Source organism: Halorussus litoreus, from assembly GCF_003382685.1.
Classification (GTDB): Archaea; Halobacteriota; Halobacteria; order Halobacteriales; family Haladaptataceae; genus Halorussus; species Halorussus litoreus.
This window is the reverse complement of record NZ_KZ859514.1, coordinates 12,864-31,577: the sequence shown is the minus strand read 5'-3', so window position 1 is coordinate 31,577 and position 18,714 is coordinate 12,864. Positions and strand designations below refer to the sequence as shown.

Sequence of the window (18,714 nt, the reverse complement as noted above, 5' to 3'; positions counted from 1 at the left end):
ACGTTACGGACGGCCGCGAGCGAGGAGCACGGTCGCCAGCAGCGCGACTACCGCCGCGCCGACGCCGAAGCCCGGAATGCCACCCGTGGAGTCGGGCGTCTCGGTCACGGTGTCGGCGGTGGTCTGCTCGGTCGTTCCCTCGGTCCCCTCGCCCTGCGCTCGCACGTCGACCTCGACCTCGGCCGTCGCGGACGCGCCGTACTCGTCCTCGACGAGCACGGTCACGGTCTGCGTCCCGGGCGAGCCAAAGCTGTGCTCGACCGACTCGCCGGTCACCTCGCTGTCGCCGAACGCCCACGTCACGGTGACGTTCCCGACATCGTCGGACACGTCGGCCGAGAAGCTCCCCGCGCTCCCGACCGTCACCTCGTCGGGCGCGTCGACCTCGACCTCGGGCCGGTCGTTCACCAGCAGGGTCGTCGCGGCCCCGTCACGCAGGCCGTTCTCGTCCACGACTGTCAGTTCGACCGTGCGCTCGCCCGGCTCGGCGAACGAGACGCTGGCGGTGCGCCCGGAGCGCGACTCCTCGCCGACCGACCACTCGTAGGCGGTCAGCGTTCCGTTCTCGGCGGTCGAGCCCGCCGCGGAGAGTTCGACCGACTCCCCGACGGTGACGACCTCGCTCGCGTCGATGCTGGCCTCCGGGGCCGGCACGTCGGTCACGACAAACGTGGAGCCGAGCACGGTGTCCGCCGAGAGGATCGCGGTCGAGTTGTTCTGTGAGACGACCGCCGTCTCCAGCACGGACCAGCCGTCTTTCACATGGCGGGCGACCCGCAGGTCCGAGAGGTTTGCGTCGACTTCGTTCGTTTGGACCTCGAACTCGACCGCCGCCGTGGCGTTCGCGGCCGAGAGGGAGCCGTTCGTCGTCGCGGCGGAACCATTCATCCTCGCGTCTGACGCGTTCACGGTCACCGCGTACACCGGCTCGCCGGGCGGCGAGAGCGCCGCGAGGTCGACTCGCTCGGCCACCGAGACGACACCCGAGACGTTCGACTCGGTCAGCGCGACCGCGCGGAGCCGCGAGTCGTCGAACGCGAGCCGCCTGACGGACTCGTTCTCGTCGGCGTCCTGGATGGCCGCCACCTCGGGACCGCCGATCCGGACCAGGTAGCCGTCGCGGCTGTCGCCGAAGCTGGTCGACTCGCCGATGGCGAGGTAGCCGCCGCCGTGGCCCTCGACGACCGGCCAGAACTTGTCCCAGTACTCCTCGCCGTAGGTGTCGGCCCACTGCTGGTGGCCCGCGTCGTCGGTCTTCACGACCCAGCCGTCGGCCCCGTTCTCGCCGAGGACGTGCTTCGCCCCGGAGACGACGTAGCCGCCGTCGGGATCGTCGTGGATGCCGAAGAAGGCGTCTCCCCGCGGCGTGCCGAAGGTCCGGTCCCACTGCTGGGTGCCGTCCTCGCCGATCTTCAGCATCCAGCCGTCCTCCTCGCCCGCGCCGTCGCTGGCGGTCTGACCCGCGAGCACGTAGTCCCCGTTGCCGGCGGCCACGGCGTCGTGGATTCGGTCGTAGCGGCCGCCACCGTAGATCTCGTCCCACTCGCGCTCGCCGCCGTCACCGACTTTCAACACCCACGCGTCCGAGGGGTCGCTCGAACTGCCCACGACCGACCCGGTCATGAGGAGGTCGCCGTCGTCGGTCGCGAACGCGGAGTTGACGTACTCGTCCGCGCCGGAGTACGGCGTGTCGTACGTCTCGCTCCACGCGGGGTCGCCGTCGGAGTCGAGTTCCATCGCCCACCCGTCGGCGGTGCTGCCGTCTTCCTGCCAGCCGCCGACGTAGATTCGGTCGTCGGCGCGAGCGAGCGACCAGAACGCGCCCGGAACGTCCTCGCCGTAGGTTCGCTCCCACTCGGTCTCGCCGTCCTCGCCGAGCTTCAGCAGCCAGCCGTCCCACGTGCCCGCGTCGTCGGTCGCCATCCCGGCCACCAGATAGCCGTCGTCGACCTTCTCGACGTCGTACAGCCGGTCGGTGCCCGAATCGCCGTACGTTCGTTCCCACTCCGTCTCGCCCGTGCGGTCGAGCTTGGCGACGTAGCCGTCGTGGGCCGCCTCGTCGGTCGAGCTGTTCGACCAGCCGACGACGAGGTAGCCGCCGTCGACCGGCACCCCGGTCGCGAGCTTGTCGTCGTCGCCGCCCCCGACCGTCGCGGACCACCTGTCTGGCAGGCCGTCGTCTCTCCCGTCGGGTGAAACCCGGTCGTCGGTCGCGCTTGCGGTCTCGGCCGCGAGCGCGACCGGGCTGACGACGGGGGCCGCCACGACGAGCAGCGCGAGCAGAACGCCCACCGCCGCCGTCCGCGTCACGGGTCGATCCGTTCCGTTCGATGTGCTGTTGTTCGAGCGCATAGTATCGTATCGTTGTCCCGAATTATTCTGCGGTTAGCTTCGTTCTCCCCGGACGGTGACGGCCGGAGCGAACGTTACTCCACAAGTGTTCCCGTTCGACCCTTTGTTATGTGCGCGCTGACGGTTCCATAGGACGTGCCTTCGTTCGTGGAGTCGCTAATTGGAGTTCAAGAGCACGATGCTCGTCCCTGAAGACCGATCCTCGAACGTGCCGACTCCGCGGCGCAGACGCCGGTAATCACCGATTGCGTTCCGACAGACGGGAGATAACAAAGTACCAATCCCCCGATAGCGACGGGTAATGAGCCATCGAACCGACACCGTCGAGCACCGTCGGCTCGCTCCCGACGCGTCTCCCGTCGACGTCGCCGAGGGGTCGAGCCGATGAGTCTGGAAGCGGCCGACGAACCGCTGCTCGACCGCCTCGGCCGGCCGGCGCTCTCGGTCGACCTGCTCGCGGTCGTGGGCTACGTCGTCGTCGCGGTCGCGCTCCTGTTTCGAGCCGGAGTGTACGGCACTCCGCTGGCCGTCGCGCTCGGGGTCCCGCTGTTGCTGTTCGTTCCGGGCTACGCGCTGGTCTCGGCGCTGTTCCCGGGCGCGACTCCGGACGATGCGGTCGACGACCGGACGCTCGCGGCGGTCCGGCGACACGGCCTCTCGGGAGTCGAGCGGATCGCGCTCGGCTTCGGAGCGAGTCTCGCACTGCTCCCGATTCTGGGCCTCGCGATCTCGCTCTCTCCCTGGCCCATCGCCCCGTGGCCCGCGCTACTCGCCGTGAGTGGGTTCGCTGTCGGCTGCTCGGCCGTCGGCGCGGTCCGTCGGTCGCGCCGACCGCCCGACCGTCGATTCGCCGTGCCGCTGCGGGCGTGGGTCCGGCGCGCGCGACGAGCCATCTCGCGTGGGTCGATACTAGATTCGGCCATCAACGTGGGGCTCGCTATCGCGGTCGTGATGTCCGTCGCCGCCATCGGGTTCGCGGTCGCCGCGCCCAGCCCGAGCGAGTCGTACACCGACGTCTCGCTGCTCACCCGGAACGGAACGGGGGAACTCGTCGCCGAGGACTACCCGGACGCCATCGAGCAGGGCGCGAGCGAACCGCTGGTCGTGGAGCTGACCAACCACGAGGGCGAGTCCACCGACTACTCGGTCGTGGTCGAACTCCAGCGCGTCCGGGACGGGCCCGACGGCGGCGCGCGAGTCGTCGAGGACCGCCGACTGGCGACGTTCACGCCGAGCGTGGACGCGGGCGAGAGGTGGCGGACCACTCACGAGGTGACCCCGACCATGACGGGCGAGGACCTGCGGCTGACGTATCTCGTCTACGAGGGCGACCCGCCCGAGGATCCGAACAGCCGTAACGCCTATCGGTGGGTCCACGTCTGGGTCGACGTGACGGGGTAGCCTCGTGAGGGACCAATAACTGTGGGGGGCCGCTGACCATGTGGCCGTGGGAACATCTCGCGGTCGGCTACATCGGGTACTCGCTCGTGGTGCGCCTGCTCGCCCGGCGCGCGCCCGGGGACGCGGCCGTGGTCGCGCTCGCGCTCGGGACGCAGTTCCCGGACCTCGTGGACAAGCCGCTAGCGTGGGTGCTGGGGATCCTGCCCTCGGGCTACTCGCTGGGGCATTCGCTGTTCGTGGCCGCGCCGCTGTCGGCGCTGGTGATCACCGCTGCGTGGGGGCTCCGCCGGACCGAGATCGGCGCGGCGTTCGCGTTCGGCTACCTCTCACATCTTCCGGGCGACGTGTTCTACTCGCTTCTCGTCGGCAGTGACGCCGCCTACTCCGTCGTGTTGTGGCCGGTCGTTCCGGCCGGCGACTCGGGGGCGACCGTGAATCTGGTCGCGAAGGTCCGGGAGCTGTTCGGCCGCTACGTGGCGGAACTGGCCAGCGGCGAGGTCGGAACGTATCTCGCGGTCGAACTCGGGCTGTTCGCGTCGGTGGTCGCGCTGTGGGTCCTCGACGGGATGCCGCCCCTGCGAGCGGCGTGGTCGTGGCTCGTCCGGTCGAAACCGGTCGAAGAGACTCCCTAGGCGCTCGCAGGCCGCCTATAACAATGTACGAGCGGCCCCGAAACTGGGACGTGACGAGCGACGACAGTCCGCCGACGAGACGCGCGTACCTCCGAGCGGCGGGAGCGACCGCAGCCGCCGCGGCGCTCGCGGGTTGTGCCGAGCGGGACCCCGGGACGAGTTCGCCGACCGACTCCCCGCCGCCCGGTACCACGGGAACCCCCGGGAGTCCGACCGCGGAGACGACCGCAGGTGACCCGGCTACGGGGACGACGGAGACCCAGACTATCGAGTCGGTCGACAGGGCCGACTACGAGACGGTGGTGAACGTCGCCGAGGAGGGCGCGGACACCAGCGGCGAGGAGCCGGTGAACCCCATCCTCGACGAGCACGTCGGCGACGACACGCTGCTGTACTTCCCGCCGGGTCGCTACCGGCTGACCGACTGGCGGGTCGTCGACTACCGGAACCTCGGCGTGGTCGGCACCGACGCGACGTTCGTGCCGCCCGACGGCCACCGGAGCTACTGGTTCCAGTGGGGCCAGCTCCGGGACTTCACCTTCGCGGGGGTCACCATCGACAACACTGCCGAGGGCGTCGCGCCGACCATCCGGCTCTCCACGTCCGGGGGGCGCAACGTCGTCCGCGACGTGGAGATCGAGGGCCACCGGCGCGCGCCCCGCATCGCGTTCGAGATCGACGCGGTGACCCGCGACACGGAGCTGTTGTTCGAGAACGTCAGGCTCCCGGACGGCTCCACCGACGGCCACGCCATCTACGTGTTCCCCCAGAGCGTCGGCGACCTGACGTTCCGAGACTGCCACGTCGAGCACTGGTGGGAGGGACTGTACGCCTCGTACCACTCCGGCCCGCTCCGGGTGCTCGGGGGCTACTACGCCAACAACGGCATCGAACAGGTCCGAGTCGGCGGCGGGAAGACCGGCGCGGTCGTCCGCGGCGTGACCGTGCGCGTGGACAATCCCCAGCAGGGCGAGAACAAGCCGAATATGCGCGGCATCTGGGCCGAGGAGGGCGCGCAGGTCCGCATCGAGGACTGCGACATCGCCATCACCGACCTCACGGGGACCTACAGTTCGGGCGGCATCGTGATCGGCAAGCAGTTCGGGCGGGCCACCATCGAGAACACCCGCGTCAGGACCGACGTGAACGCACCGGGCATCAACGTCCGCAACCCCGTCAACAGCATGGAGGGCCAGACCATCCCGAGCATGGACAGTCTGCCCGACGACTGGCGGGTCGACTGCCGGAACGTCCGCGTGGAGGGGTCGGCCGCCTCGGGAACCGCCGTGATGACGACCCGCCGGGACGACTGCCAGTTCGAGGGGCTCTGCATCACCCACTCCGAGGGCTCGCGTAACGGCATCGGCGTCAACACCGCCGAGGGCTGTTCCGTCCGGAACTCGACCATCGCGGTGAGCGGCGAGGCAATCACCACCGAGGACGCGACAGTCGAAACCGAGGGCGTTCGGACGGGCGGCTCGTGTTAGAGTCCATCCGGCAGCTACCCGAGTGCAGTTCCAGCAGTCGCGGTCAGCGGTGCTGTTCGCTGTGCGGTAGCGGCCGGCTGTGCGGTAGCGGCCGGCTGTGCGGTAGCGGTACTCCTATGCTCAAGCAATAGTAGCGGTCACGGTGCGGTCTGCTGTCGCGGTACGAGTTCGGTGCGGTCTGTTGTCGACACGTGATTCGGTGCGGTCTGCTGTCGCAGTAGGGTCTGGTGTCGCGGTGCAGGAACGAGCGTTCACCCACGCTTTGCGACCGGGCGTCGTGTTCGACGCTACGGTGTCCAACGAGCGAATCGGGTCGGAGGACCCGTCTCGACCGGCGAGACAGACCGAGACGGCCCGGATCCGCCGCCGCACGTCGTGGCACGGCCACGGCGAGCGCACCACGACGGTCGCCTTCGTCGTCGGCGCGTTCCCGGTCGGACTGTTCCCTCGCGTCGCCGACTCGTTCTACGCCGTGGTCGAGCAGTAGACAAGGGCAATCGCAGGAATCGAGCCGAAAAACCGGATCACTCGAGTCGGACCGCGGCGTCCTGCTCGTGGGATCGGTACACCGCGTCGATGACCCGCTGGACCTCCAGCGCCTGCTCGACCGTGTTCCGGCGGGGCGGAACGTCGTTCCTGACCGCCTCGACGAACGCGCGCTGTTCGGCCTTGTGGGGGTCCTCCGTGCGAGTCTCGATCTCGGAGTTCGAGAAGTGGTCGGTCCCCGACTGGCCCGTCTCGTAGATGGTCAGCGAATCCTCCGCGCGGTCGAAGGTCGCGCCCGCCTCGGTGCCGCGGACCACGTACTTCTCGCTCGGCTCGCGGTTGGCGGCCCACGCGACCTCCAGCGCGATGGTCTTGCCGCCCTCGCAGCGGACGAACGCACTCACGGAGTCGTCGACAGAGAACTCACCCGACTCGGCGTCCTCGCCCCACATTTCGAGGTAGGCGTAGTCGTCGCGGGTCCCGAACTGCGACCTGATCGCGCCCGAGACCTCCGTCACCTTCGGGAAGTCGTGGAAGTGCAGCGCGAGGTCGATGGCGTGGACGCCGATGTCGATGAGCGCGCCGCCGCCCGCGATCTCGTCGTTCGTGAACCACGACCCGCGTCCGGGGATGCCCCGCCGCCGGATGAAGTTGGCCTCGACGTGGCGGGTCCGACCGAACCGGTCCTCGTCCTGATACGCCTTCAGCACCTCGACGGGGTTGCGAAAGCGGTTGTGGAACCCGACCATGCAGAAGCCGCTGGCGTTCCGCGCGGCCTCCGCGATGCGCTCGGCGCTCTCCAGCGAGTGGGCCAGCGGCTTCTCGAGGAGCACGTCGAGACCGCTCCGGAGGGCCGACACCGCGTACTCCTCGTGGAACTTGTTGGGCGTCGTGACGATCACGGCGTCCACGTCGGCGTCGTACAGGTCCTCGTAGTTCTCGAACGACTCGACGCCGTACTTCTCGGCGAACCTCGCTCGCGCCTCCGGATTGATATCCACTCCGCCGACCATCTCCACGTCGTGAAGGTCGACGAGTCGGTCGGCGTGGTAGTGGCCGATGTTCCCCAGCCCCACGAACCCGACCCGCACCTCATTCGTACCCGGCATAGTCACTAGTGGTAGGCAACTCGGAGTCGGTGTTAGGTTTTTCCCTTCGCACGTGTATCAGCCCGCGAGAACGTCGGTGGCGTCCCTTCCTGCCGGAACGTCCCCGCCGTCGCTTCGGGGAACGCCCGCGTCGGCCGACTGTCGTTCCCGAATCGAGGCTGGTCATCGGTCGTCGCCCCCTCAGTACAGTTGGCGCTCCTCCTCCTCATCGCGTTGGGGCTCTCCGTCGGCGCGGTCCGACCGACTGGACTGTCCGCGTCGTCCCCGCCAGTTGGTCCAGAGCTGTCGGGCGGCCGGGAGGAACTTGTTCTTGCAGTCGAACGCGAACGAGACGATACCGTACGCCCAGAAGAAGAAGAGCAGGGTCCCGCCTAGCAGGTAGAACCACCCGAGCGTGGTGACCATCAGTCGTCGCCCCCCGCTTCCGTCTCGGTCGGGTCGGCGTCGGCCGCCGCGAACTCCAGCGTGTGGCTGACGGCCTTGCCGGTTTGCGTGTCGAACAGGTGGACGCGCTCGCGGTCGAGCACGATCTCGACATCTCGGTCGCTCTCGATGTCCGAGTACGGGTCGACGCTCATCAGTAGCTGGTTCTGGCCCTCGTCGGGGTCAGTCCCCATCCCGGCGTCCATGGCGTCGCCAGTGAGCAGGTAGACGAAGATCTCGTCGCCCATCGGCTCCAACACGTCCGTCCGAGCGGGGATGGGCTGGCTCGGGTTCGCCAGCTCCCTCCCCTGCTCGGAGAGGTAGACGTCCTCCGGGCGGACGCCCATCGTCAGGTGGTCGCCCGGCGCGACGCCCGGCAGCTGTCCGGGGTCGAACGCCACGTCGAAGTTCTCGGTCGTGAGCCCGGCGGCGGTCACCTCGCCCTCGACGAAGTTCATCGAGGGCGAGCCGATGAAGCCCGCGACGAACAGGTTGGCGGGCTCGTTGTAGCAGACCAGCGGCGGCGCGATCTGCTGAAGCTGTCCGCCGTCGATGACCGCGATACGGTCGGACATCGTCATCGCCTCGGCCTGATCGTGGGTGACGTAGATGATGGTGGTGTCCAGTTCCTTGTGGAGCCGCTGGAGCTCGGTCCGCATGTGGACCCGGAGCTTGGCGTCGAGGTTCGCCAGCGGCTCGTCCATCAGGAACACCTCGGGCTCGCGCACGATGGCTCGCCCGATGGCCACCCGCTGGCGCTGCCCGCCAGACAGCTCGGACGGCTCGCGCTCCAACAGCCCCTCGATCTGGAGGATTTCGGCGGCGTCGTGGACCCGCTGGTCGATCACCTCCTTCGAGAAGTCCCGCAGCCTGAGCCCGAAACTCATGTTGTCGTAGACGTTCATGTGCGGGAACAGCGCGATGTTCTGGAACACCATCGCTATTCCGCGGTCTTTCGGGGGAAGGTTCGTCACGTCCCTGTCCGCGATGGTTATCGTTCCTTCGGTGGGCTTGGTCAGTCCCGCGATGGTCTCCAGAGTGCTCGACTTTCCGCACCCTGAGGGGCCGACGAGCGTGACGAACTCGCCGTCTTCGATGTCGAGGTTCATGTCGTCGACTGCCGTTACGTCCGCGTAGCGTTTCGTGACGTGATCGAGTGTTACGTCTCCCATGGTTATTCCTTGAGTGCGCCCGCAGTCAGTCCACTGACGATGCGCTCTTGCGCGACGACGACGAGGATGACTACCGGGAGTACCCCGAGGATGCTCGCCGCGGCCATCAGGTTGTAGAACGCCTGGTACTGGCCCTGATAGTTGAGGATGCCCCAGACGATAGGTGCCCAGTTCTGTGCCTGTCCGTCGGTCATCAAAAAGGAGATGAAGAACTCGTTGTACACGCCGATGAACGTCAGCACACCGGCGGTTGCGACCCCCGGGGCCGACAGGGGGACGATGACGCGGAACAGTGCGCCGATCCGGGTGGTGCCCTCGACCCTGGCGGCCTCCTCCAACCCGTCCGGAATCTGGCTGTAGAACGTGGTGAGAATGAAAATCGTCAACGGGAGGAACAGCGCGCTGAATGGAGTCACCATCGCCCCTGGCGTGTTGAACCAGTTGGGGCTCTGGATGGCTCCGGCTCCGGGAACGGCAAGTATCGTGATGTTTCCCGTGAACAGTTGGAACAGTGGGAGGATAAACGCCGCCGGCGGGAAGTACGAGACAGCCAGCAGGGCGATGAGCAGCACGGATTTCCCGCGGAATTGCAGTCGGCCGAACGCGTAGCCAGCTAGACTCCCGAATATCAGGACGATGACCGTCGTTGTCAGCGCAATGACGATGCTGTTGAACATGTAGATATGGAACGGGAGTCGCTCGAACACCTCTACGAAGGCGTACACGTTGAATCCCTTCGGCAGCAGTCCCATGTTCACGATGGCATCCAGCGGCGTGAGCGCCAGCACCAGCAGCCAGTAGAACGGGAACAGCGTCGTGATCAGGAAAAAGAGGGTAACGACGTAGAACAGCGCCTGGTAGACGCTGCGGGGGTCGGCGATGGCTTTGCGAGTCCACCGCTGGAGGAGGCCACCGTCCTCTTCGTCCTCGACGGGGCTGGCGGCGCTCATCGTCCCCCCTCAAGGTCTGCGAACTTGACGATGTAGATCGTGGCGACGGCACCGACGATAGCGGCCGTGATGAACGCGACGGCGGCGGCGGTCGCGAAGCGACCGCTCTGGAACGTTCCGACGACCATGCACGTAAGCGACGGCACGACCGAGCAACTGGAGACGGTCTCGATGACGCCGAACACTCGCATCGCCTGGATGGTCCGGAACAGCATCGCGACCAGAAGCGCAGGCAGCACCAGCGGGAGGGTGATGAGTTTGAACCGTTGCCAGAGCGTGGCTCCGGACACGTCCGCAACGCGGTAGAGGTTCCGGTCGATGCTCTGTAGCCCGGCGAGGATGAGCAGTGCCATGAACGCCGAGGTCTTCCAGACGTCTGCGAAGATGATGATGACCGTCGAGTCGAAGCTGTTTATCAGGGGCGTCGAGGAGAATATCCCCAGGTTTTGCATCACTTCGGTACCGAAGCCGATGCCGGGCTGGAAGATGAGGAAGAAGATCAACCCCTGGATGGCGATAGGGACCGCCCACGGGATGAGGATGGCGACCCGGACCCACCGGCGGCCGCGAAAGTCCTGGTCGAGCACGAGCGCTTGGCCGAACCCGATGAGCGTCTCGAGGAAGACGGAGACGACGGTGTAAATCAGCGTCACCGTGATGGCGCTCCTGAACGGCTCCTCTACGCTGAAGAATGAGTTACCCAAAACCGCATCGCGCTGGCCGGTCAGAAGTTTGACGTAGTTCTCAAGGCCGATGAACTCGCCGACGAACCCGCCCCCGTACAGGTTGTCCGCGTGCAACGACATCTGAAAGGTGTCCCACAGCGGCCAGAACGCCATCGCGCCGATCAAAATGAACGTCGGAACAAGCAGGACGTACGCGAACTGCTCCTCGTTGAGCTGTTCGGTCCAGTTCGCGGGAGCCGTCGCGAGCGACCGGGCACGGCCGAATACGTGTGATAGCACCATGAAGCAGTCGAGTGAGGCAGTTGAATGTAGTGGTCGGGGGGTCAGACACTCGCCTCGACTTCCTCGAGTGATCCCTGCAGGTCGGATAACGCTTGGTCGGGGGCCTTCTGCCCGGACAGCGCTCGGTTGATCTCCGAGGAGATGAGCGGCGACTGGTCCGGCCAGACGACCGTGACCGGTCGCGGCACGGCGTTCTCACCCGCGATGCGTAGCGTCTCCATGTAGGGGGCCCAGGTGTCGGGGGCGACATCCGGGTCGAACAGCCGGCGGTCGCCCGTCAGGAATCCCAACTCGCCGAACTCGAATTCGCGGAAACTCTGCTGTATCGTCGCCTCGATGACTTGGACGGCCGCATCGACGTTGTTCGAGTTGGGGTTGACCGTGAGGTGCCACCCGCCCAGTGCCGGCGTACTCCCCCCGAGCCCTTCGTGCTCGGACTCTCCCTCTGGGATGCCGTAGGGAAGCGGCATCACGCCGAAATCGTCGCCAAACGTCTCGACGCCCTGAGGAATCGTGGAGGGCCAGTACCGAAGCGCCATCGCGTTGCCGTCCATGAACGCCGTACTGGACGGACCCTCGGTCCACTGAAGCACCGCCTCCGGCGAGATGTTCTGGAACCCCTCCAGGGCGAACTCGTCGTCGGTCCCCTGCACGAACGTCCGGGCCATCCGGAGCGCATCGAGGACCGGTTCCTCGTCGACGGTGACCGGTCGGTCACCAACCGGGCCGAACAGATTCTCGCGCCCGCCGAAGTACGCGCCGCCCCAAGAACTCATGAACTCGTTGAAGGTACAGCAGGACAGTCCCCCGTAGTCGTTGCCCTGCCAGGCGTAGCCGAACTCGATGTCGGACTGGTCGTGAGACTGGGCGATGATTTCCCCGAAGTTCTCCCACGACATCGGTTCGGTCGCCCAGTTTTCGCTCTCCGGATCGAACCCCGAACTCTCGATGACGTCCTTGCGGTACTGCACGGTCGGGAATCCAACCTGCCAGGGGACCCCGTAGAGGTTCCCATCCCGCCCGCTTGCGGTGTTAACCGACGCATCGAAGTACTGCTCTTCGATGAGGCTCAGCGACTCGTCCGAGAGCCGCTCGCTCAGGTTCACGAGCTGATTCCGTGCGATGAACGGGATGGTCCACCCGCTGTCCATCCGGAAGATGTCGGGCTTGTTTCGCCCCGCCGAGAGCCACTGGCGGAACTGCGAGCGGACGTCGCCCGTTATCTCCGAGGTGGTCAGGAACTCCACCTGGATGTTGTCCGGCAATCCGGCGTTCCGCAGCGCCTCCCGCGTGGCGTCGGCGTTGTTCGTGACCGGCGGCGGCATCGCCATCTGGACCGATATTTGCTGGGCGGTCGCCGGACGGCCGACGTACCCCGCGAGAGCGAGCGTGCTCGCGGATCCGACTCCCGTCAGATACCGGCGACGGGAGACGCCTCTAACCGATTCCCCATCCGAAGTCGTGTCATTGTTAGTCATCCCCACACCATTCAAGGATGGCATACAACTTATAACTAACGCGCGTAAGGACTCGTATACCGGTCGAATTGGTGCTTATACTCGTTCTGGCGTCGACTCCCTAACGAGGGGCAGATGCGTGACCTCCCCGAAGGGACAGTGGTCGAAACGAGCGCCCCTTTCGACGGATGACAACGTCGACCCGCTCGTCACCGGTTCGCTACCACGACCGATCCACACCTCGCTCATGACCCATGTCCATACCCAAGACACGATCCGTGAAGACTCGACGATTGGGACCACGAGAACCCCGAGAGACGAGTGGTTGAGTGACGGTCCTCACCTCCTGACCGAATGTCGGCGCGGAGCACCCGCGTCGGCGGTCTCGCTGTTCGGTCACCGCGACGGGGGTGACTTGTCGAGCACCGTCCGGGTCCACGGGTTGATGGGGTCGTCGGTTCGTTCCATCCAATCGCCCAGCTCAGCCCGCAGTTCCCGATACGTATCGCGGTACTCCGGGTGCTCGACGAGATTCTGAAGTTCCCCCGGATCGTCCCCGAGGTCGTACAGTTCGTCGGTGTCAAACGCATTGTACACCAGTTTATACTCGCCTTTCCGGACCATCCGCTGGCTGTAGAGGCCGAACTCGTCGCCGTGGTACTCCGCGAAGAGACTCTCGGGCCAGTCGTCCGGTGAATCACCCTCCAGTATCGGGACGAGGGTCCGCGCGTCGAGGTCGGCGGGCGGTTCGACCCCGGCGAGTTCGCAGAAGGTCGGCATCAGGTCATGTAGACGAACGAACTCCTCGACGGTGCGTCCGCCCTCGACCGCGTCGGGCCAGCGGACCATCATGGGGACGTGATACACTTCCTCGTACATCATCGGCCCCTTGTTGAACTGGCGATGGCTCCCAGTGAAGTCACCGTGGTCGGCGGTGTGAACGACGACGGTATCGTCGGCGAGGCCGAGTCGGTCCATCGCGTCGAGGACGCGGCCCATCTGCTCGTCGACGAAGGTGACGAATCCGAAGTAGTTGCTCACCGCACGCGACCACGTCTCCCAGTCGAAGTCTTCGACGCCACGATAGGCGACGTGTTGCTCGTGGACGTAGGGCTTGCCGTCGAAGGTCTCGGCGTAGTTGCCCCACCGCTCTATCTCGGCCGGGTCGTACATCGAGGCGTACGGTTCAGGTACGACGTAGGGGTGGTGGGGACCGGGGAAGTCCGTCCGGTGGAAGAACGGACTGTCGCTCGACGCGGCCGCCTCCAGTCGCTCGACGGTGACCTCGGCGAGGTAGTAGGTCAGTGTCGCCTCCTTCGGCACGGGAGTCTTCGCGGACACGAGGAGGTCGTCGTCGCCGTAGTCGGCGTAGATAGCGTCTTCGAGTGCTATCGCGTCGGGGTCGACGCCGTGCTCGCGCTGGTGTTCCCTGAACTCGTCGGTGCCGGAGGGCGGCCCCTCGCGGGCCAGCGTGGTGAACCCGAAGTCCTCCGGGCGCTGGTCGCGGCCGACGTGCCACTTGCCGGCGTAGCTGTTGTCGTAGCCGGCGTCGGCGAGCAGTTCGCCGAACGTGTCGTGTTCGCGCGGGAGGTTCCACCGGATCGCGTCGGGTTCGTGACAGTTGTTCAGCATCCCGTGGTTGTGGGGGTACAGTCCCGTCAGAAGCGAGGCGCGGGCGCTCGAACAGATGCCTATCGGCGTGTACGCGTCGGCGAATCGGACGCCCTCCCGCTGGAGTCGGTCCATCGTCGGCGTCTCGACGGCGGGTCCGTCCGGCGCGCTGACGTCGTAGCGTTCCTGATCGGTCAACAACAGCAGGACGTCGGGTCGGTCGGTCATGCCGCGCCCCCTCGAAGCGCCGCAGCAGTCGAGCCGGCCGTGTCAGTCTCTCCCGTGCCTCGACCAGGCATAGACGGGCTACGTCGTCGGGGAGGATAAACTCCTCGGGGGTCAGCTGCTCGCGGAAGTCGAGCGTCCGAGGGCCTTTGAGGTCATCTCCGTAGTTCTGACTGCACCCCGAACACTGCTGAACCTCCACGTCGGAAAACCTGAAGCCCCGTCCTGTCGAACCTGCCGGTAGTCGGTGCGGTCGCTCCCGCCGATTAGCGTTTCGGCGGGCTCCCGCGACCGACGCGGATCTCGTGGGCCTCGATGTCCTCCAGCGCGGCCACCTGCCCGCCGACCGTGACCTCGCCGACCTCCTCGGTCTCGATGGTCATCCCGGCGACGCGCTCGCCGCCCTCGAACGAGAAGCCGACGACCGACCCCTCGACGACCCACGAGTCGCCGGTCTCGATGTCCCGGCCCTCGATGGTGGCGTAGAAGTCGCCTTCGAGCTCCTGGAGCTCCTTCACGCAGCGCCGGATGGAAGCGTACCGGCGGGGGAACGGGCGGTCCTCGCCGTCGGCCGCGAGGGTGCGCTCGGCGGTAGTCCACAGCACCGTGCCGAAGAATCCCGAGACGAGGAACCCGAGCGCCGAGCGGTTGAAGATGACGCCGTAGCGGTCCTCGTCGTCCCGCAGCGCGTCCTGCGTGGCGTAAATGGAGTACTCGCCGTCGGCGACCGCGATGACCGGCGTGGTGATGCCCCGGCGCGCGCGGGCGGTCGTCGCCACGTCGAGGTAGTCGAACTCCGCCGGATCGGGCGCGTCCGCGGCGGGCGTGACCAGCAGTTCGACGCTGACGCCGTCGTCGATGGCGGCCGAGAGCTCCTCGCGGAACCGCGCCAGCAGGTCGGGCGTCAGCGACAGCACGATCTCGTACTCGGCCTCGTCGATCACGTCTTCGAGGTACCGCAGGATGGTCGAGCGGGACTTGACGAGCGAGACGGCCTCGGTGTCCCGGGCGGGCGCGGTGTAGCGCGCCTCCAGTTCCGAAACCATGTCCATCAGCGACGACTGGATGCCCGAGAACGCCTCGTCGGGGTCGACCGCGATGACCTTCATCGGCCGGGACTCCCGGAGTTCGACGAGCCCGCGGTCGCTCAGGCTCCGCACCGTGTCGTACACCCGCGGCTGGGGAATGTCGGTCCGGTCGGCGATCTCGCTGGCGGTGAGGTTGCCGTGTTCGAGCACTGTGAGGTACGCCTCGATCTCGTACTCTCCGAGGTCGAATCGCTCGCCCACCTGTTCCATGGTCATCCGCAGGTCGTCCGAGGTCATGTACGGGACATTCGCCCGGGAGGTTAAATGATTTATCCGGTTTCGAGTAGCACGAGGTTCCGAAAACGAGTTTCATCATGTCAGTACTCTCGTCGCAAACGACCCAAAGCGACCGCTGGAGGACCGCGACAAGCAAGTTCGTGATTCGGGCGACCACGCGCGGAATCGGCACGCGGCGGGTTTGTCCCGCCCTCACTTATAAACTCTTGGCGCACCGGCAGGTGAATACGAACTTTGTCCGGTTCACGAAGCGCTATGGATTACCTCAGCGCATCGCTGACCATCCACCGCTCACATCCAGCGGCTGCACCGCGAGCGAGGAGCGCTAGCGTGGCGCGAAGCGCCGCGGCCACGCGAGGGGTGAAACCGCGAGCGCCAGCGGCGAGCGAGCGGACCAAGGAATCCTCGAAGGCTCGCGCCGATGGCGCGAGCCTGAGGGAGTGACGCCGTGTCTTCGGGAGCGGAGCGAGCAAAGGCTCGTCAGAGCTTCGCTCTGACGGTGTTTTTGGTCGAGCTTTTGCCAGGGAGCCGGGCGCGCGTCTCGTCGCGCGCCCTGCGACCGCAGCAAAAGGTCGTGGCTAAAAGGTTGTCTCACATGTACATCCGGTCCTCGGGCAGTTCCGCCTCGGCACGCTCGGCCAGCCGCTCGGTCAGGTCCTCGTAGTGGCTCCGGACTTCCGCGGCGAACTGCTCCAGCGGCTCCGTGTCGACGTCGAGGTCGTAGACGCGCTCTATCGCGTCGAGAAGCCTGATCGCGGCCTCCACGTCGGGCACCTGCTGGTGGACCGGCGTGACGAACACCGCGGTCCGGAGGTCCGACTCCATCCCGCGGGCCATCAGTTCGGCGTTCGTGCCGTCGAGGAAGCCGTGGCCCATCGGCGGCACGTCCACGCCGTCGAGGCGTTGCTGGCGGTAGTCGTCGGTGGCGACGTGGAACACGCGGTGTTCCTCCGGACCGTGGGGGAGCGTGACGCCGTTGAGGACCGCGAACTCACCGACGCCCTCGCTCTCGGCCCACGCCAGCAGGGCGTCGCTGAACGGCTTGGCCGCCGACACCGGGACGAATAGCTCGCCGACGAGCACGGTTAGTTCGGCTTCGGCGTGGGAGAACAGCCGGGTGTGGTGGCGCGGCCGCCCGTTCTCGAACGGCGTGACGGCCGGGAGCTGGTCGGCCGTGACGTGGCCGACCTGCTCGAACTCGAGGTGGTCGACGAGGTAGTCCACCGCGGTCAGCCCCGCGAGGCCGAACTGCGAAAACCCCGCCACGACGGTCTCCTGCGGGTTCTCGGCCCGGATGTCGAACGATGCTTGCGCTGGGCGGGCGTCGCGGCTCATACTCGGATTTCGGTCGCACCGTCCTTAGTAGTTCGCGGGTAGACGATTGGGTTCACCGCCCCTTCTCGACTGAGGGGTTACTCCCTCTCTGCCAGTGGGAAAGTGTTTTTGCGGCTCCGCGGGAGATTGGCTCATGGTCGACGTGGCGGCGGTCCTCGACGAGGTCGTTCGGACCTATCTGAACCTGCCGGGGCGGAAGTACGTCGAGGCGACGCTGATACTCGTCGCGGGCTGGTACGTCTCGAAGCTACTGCTCCGGTTCGTCGGCCGCCCGGTCGCCCGACGCTTCCAGCGGCCCAGCCTGACGAAGACGGTGCTCGGCGGCATCCAGGCAGTTCTGATGCTGTTCGCCGCCTCGCTGGCCGCGAACCGACTCGGGTTCAGGCCGGGCGACATCCTCCTGTCGGTGACCGTGTTCTCGGCGGTGCTGGGCCTCGTGCTCGCGCCCATCATCGGGAGCGTCATCAACGGCCTGTTCCTGCTGGCCGACCAGCCATACGAGATCGGCGACATGATTGAACTCGTCGACCGGGACAAGCGCGGCTACGTCGAGGACATCACGCTCCGATACACCAAGATATTCACGCTGGAGAACACCTTCCTCGTCATCCCGAACTCGAACATGCGCGACCGGGACGTCATCAACTACTCGGCGGAGGACACCCGCTCGCGCATCTCGCTGGAGGTGCTGATAACCTACGAGAGCGACGTCGAGAAGGGCCGCGCGATCATGGAGCGAGCAGCCCGCGAGACACCCGAAGTCGTGGAAGGCGGTCCCGACATCCGGGTCGGGAGCGCGCGCTACCCCTCCGCGCCGGTCACCTACATCAAGTCGTTCGCCGACCACGGGGTCCTGCTCGACCTGCGCTACTGGGTGAAAGATCCCTACTACATGGCCCGCGTCCGGTCGAAGATCCAGGACCGCATCTGGAGCCAGCTCGCTGACGCCGACGTGGAGATCGCCTACCCCCACCAGCACCACGTGTTCGACGAGACCAGCGGCACCGCCCGGGTGTCGATGGAGAGCAGGCGCGTACGGGAGGAGCACGCCCGGAACGAGCACACTCGGAACGGTCGCGCGGGAGTCGATCGCTCCCAGCGGGCTCCCCCCGACTCCGGTCGGACTCCGCCGGAGGAGTTCGACAGCGAAGAGTGACGCGTGCCGGGGAATGACGCTCGCTGAAGGGTGACGTGCGCCGAACCAGCTCCTCCGCCGCGTCGAGCTTGTCCGCGTCGAACAGCAGTTTCGCCGCCGGAGTCTCCGGCTCCGGAGAACTCCGCCGGATGCTGTGGGCCCGAATGCAGTGTTCGACGGCGTCGATCTGATCGGCAGCCACCTGCTCACCGTCGAGAAGCGTCTCGCTTCCTCCGCGGCCCACTTGTCGTGGCACTCGATCTCTCCCGTTCGTTCCAGCGGCCGACCCACGTCGTGGAGCCACGCGGCTGGACGAAGAACGTCCCCGTCGACGGCGCTATCGTGCACGTCCGCCAATCGAATCGACAGGTCGCGGACCCGGCGGGCGTGGAACCCGTCGTGTGCGGGGAGGGCGTCGTCGTAGTACGGCAGGGACAGCTCGCGAGCGAGAGGACCTAGTGCCTTCGCGATGTGAGGTGCGAAACGTCAACCGCTGATGGTAAATCGGTTGTGGAATCCCCACTCACGAGGAGATGAGGCAACGAGCGGACGAAAGCGAGCACGTGTTCGGTCGCCTATCCGGTCGGGGGGGGGGGGGGGCGGGCGGGGCGGGGGCGGCGGGGGGACCGGCCGGGGGCATGGAGGG

16 protein-coding genes and 1 pseudogene are annotated in these 18,714 nt (G+C 66.7%); 6 read left to right on the top strand and 11 right to left on the bottom strand.

Features of this window, described 5'->3' with window-relative positions:
* Positions 1-3 precede the first annotated feature (3 nt).
* On the bottom strand, positions 4-2,292 hold the full coding sequence (locus tag DPQ64_RS06965) for a PKD domain-containing protein (protein WP_198662039.1): 2,289 nt from the start codon (positions 2,290-2,292) through the stop codon (positions 4-6).
* A 444-nt stretch (positions 2,293-2,736) separates the two neighbouring features.
* Here DPQ64_RS06965 and DPQ64_RS06960 point away from each other — a divergent pair, with 444 nt between their 5' ends.
* The 4 genes from DPQ64_RS06960 to DPQ64_RS06945 all read left to right on the top strand — a co-directional run bounded on the left by DPQ64_RS06960 (position 2,737) and on the right by DPQ64_RS06945 (position 6,359).
* A complete protein-coding gene (locus tag DPQ64_RS06960) occupies positions 2,737-3,753 on the top strand; it encodes a DUF1616 domain-containing protein (RefSeq protein WP_115863632.1) in 1,017 nt (338 codons plus the stop codon).
* Between the two features lie 38 nt (positions 3,754-3,791).
* Entirely contained in the window at positions 3,792-4,385 is a 594-nt protein-coding gene (locus tag DPQ64_RS06955) for a metal-dependent hydrolase (RefSeq protein WP_115863631.1), read from the top strand.
* A gap of 23 nt (positions 4,386-4,408) precedes the next feature.
* The gene (locus tag DPQ64_RS06950; RefSeq protein WP_115863630.1) at positions 4,409-5,872 is read left to right on the top strand and encodes a hypothetical protein; all 1,464 of its coding nucleotides are present in this window, start codon (positions 4,409-4,411) and stop codon (positions 5,870-5,872) included.
* 277 nt (positions 5,873-6,149) lie between these two features.
* The gene (locus DPQ64_RS06945; protein WP_115863629.1) at positions 6,150-6,359 is read left to right on the top strand and encodes a hypothetical protein; all 210 of its coding nucleotides are present in this window, start codon (positions 6,150-6,152) and stop codon (positions 6,357-6,359) included.
* Between the two features lie 37 nt (positions 6,360-6,396).
* Here the strand turns inward: DPQ64_RS06945 and DPQ64_RS06940 are convergent, their stop codons facing one another.
* The 9 genes from DPQ64_RS06940 to DPQ64_RS06900 form a co-directional block, all read right to left on the bottom strand.
* Positions 6,397-7,467, bottom strand: a complete 1,071-nt coding sequence (locus DPQ64_RS06940) for a Gfo/Idh/MocA family protein (RefSeq protein WP_115863628.1) — start codon at positions 7,465-7,467, stop codon at positions 6,397-6,399.
* Positions 7,468-7,647: 180 nt separating this feature from the next.
* On the bottom strand, positions 7,648-7,872 hold the full coding sequence (locus DPQ64_RS06935; protein ID WP_115863627.1) for a hypothetical protein: 225 nt from the start codon (positions 7,870-7,872) through the stop codon (positions 7,648-7,650).
* Positions 7,872-9,062 (bottom strand): ABC transporter ATP-binding protein, encoded by a 1,191-nt coding sequence (locus DPQ64_RS06930; RefSeq protein ID WP_115863626.1) that lies wholly within the window; start codon positions 9,060-9,062, stop codon positions 7,872-7,874. Before DPQ64_RS06930 ends, DPQ64_RS06935 begins: the two co-directional genes overlap by 1 nt.
* 2 nt (positions 9,063-9,064) lie before the next feature.
* Positions 9,065-10,012, bottom strand: a complete 948-nt coding sequence (locus DPQ64_RS06925; RefSeq protein ID WP_115863625.1) for a carbohydrate ABC transporter permease — start codon at positions 10,010-10,012, stop codon at positions 9,065-9,067.
* The gene (locus DPQ64_RS06920; RefSeq protein ID WP_115863624.1) at positions 10,009-10,980 is read right to left on the bottom strand and encodes a carbohydrate ABC transporter permease; all 972 of its coding nucleotides are present in this window, start codon (positions 10,978-10,980) and stop codon (positions 10,009-10,011) included. Before DPQ64_RS06920 ends, DPQ64_RS06925 begins: the two co-directional genes overlap by 4 nt.
* Before the next feature lie 41 nt (positions 10,981-11,021).
* On the bottom strand, positions 11,022-12,458 hold the full coding sequence (locus DPQ64_RS06915; RefSeq protein ID WP_115863623.1) for an extracellular solute-binding protein: 1,437 nt from the start codon (positions 12,456-12,458) through the stop codon (positions 11,022-11,024).
* A 375-nt stretch (positions 12,459-12,833) separates the two neighbouring features.
* Positions 12,834-14,276 carry a sulfatase-like hydrolase/transferase gene (locus tag DPQ64_RS06910; protein ID WP_115863622.1) on the bottom strand — a complete coding sequence of 481 codons (1,443 nt, stop codon included), beginning with the start codon at positions 14,274-14,276 and terminating at the stop codon, positions 12,834-12,836.
* Positions 14,277-14,539: 263 nt separating this feature from the next.
* Complete coding sequence (trmB, locus tag DPQ64_RS06905) at positions 14,540-15,598, bottom strand: HTH-type sugar sensing transcriptional regulator TrmB (RefSeq protein WP_115863621.1); 1,059 nt, start codon at positions 15,596-15,598, stop codon at positions 14,540-14,542.
* A 591-nt stretch (positions 15,599-16,189) separates the two neighbouring features.
* Complete coding sequence (locus DPQ64_RS06900; RefSeq protein ID WP_115863620.1) at positions 16,190-16,933, bottom strand: proteasome assembly chaperone family protein; 744 nt, start codon at positions 16,931-16,933, stop codon at positions 16,190-16,192.
* 133 nt (positions 16,934-17,066) lie between these two features.
* Here DPQ64_RS06900 and DPQ64_RS06895 point away from each other — a divergent pair, with 133 nt between their 5' ends.
* Complete coding sequence (locus DPQ64_RS06895) at positions 17,067-18,089, top strand: mechanosensitive ion channel family protein (RefSeq protein WP_115863619.1); 1,023 nt, start codon at positions 17,067-17,069, stop codon at positions 18,087-18,089.
* Positions 18,090-18,105: 16 nt separating this feature from the next.
* On the opposite strand, the pseudogene DPQ64_RS19505 reads toward DPQ64_RS06895, so the two are convergent.
* A pseudogene (locus tag DPQ64_RS19505) lies at positions 18,106-18,416 on the bottom strand (HD domain-containing protein); the annotation flags it as partial.
* Here DPQ64_RS19505 and DPQ64_RS18685 point away from each other — a divergent pair.
* A complete protein-coding gene (locus DPQ64_RS18685) occupies positions 18,318-18,527 on the top strand; it encodes a hypothetical protein (protein ID WP_157971623.1) in 210 nt (69 codons plus the stop codon). The pseudogene DPQ64_RS19505 and the gene DPQ64_RS18685 overlap by 99 nt on opposite strands.
* Positions 18,528-18,714: the final 187 nt, after the last annotated feature.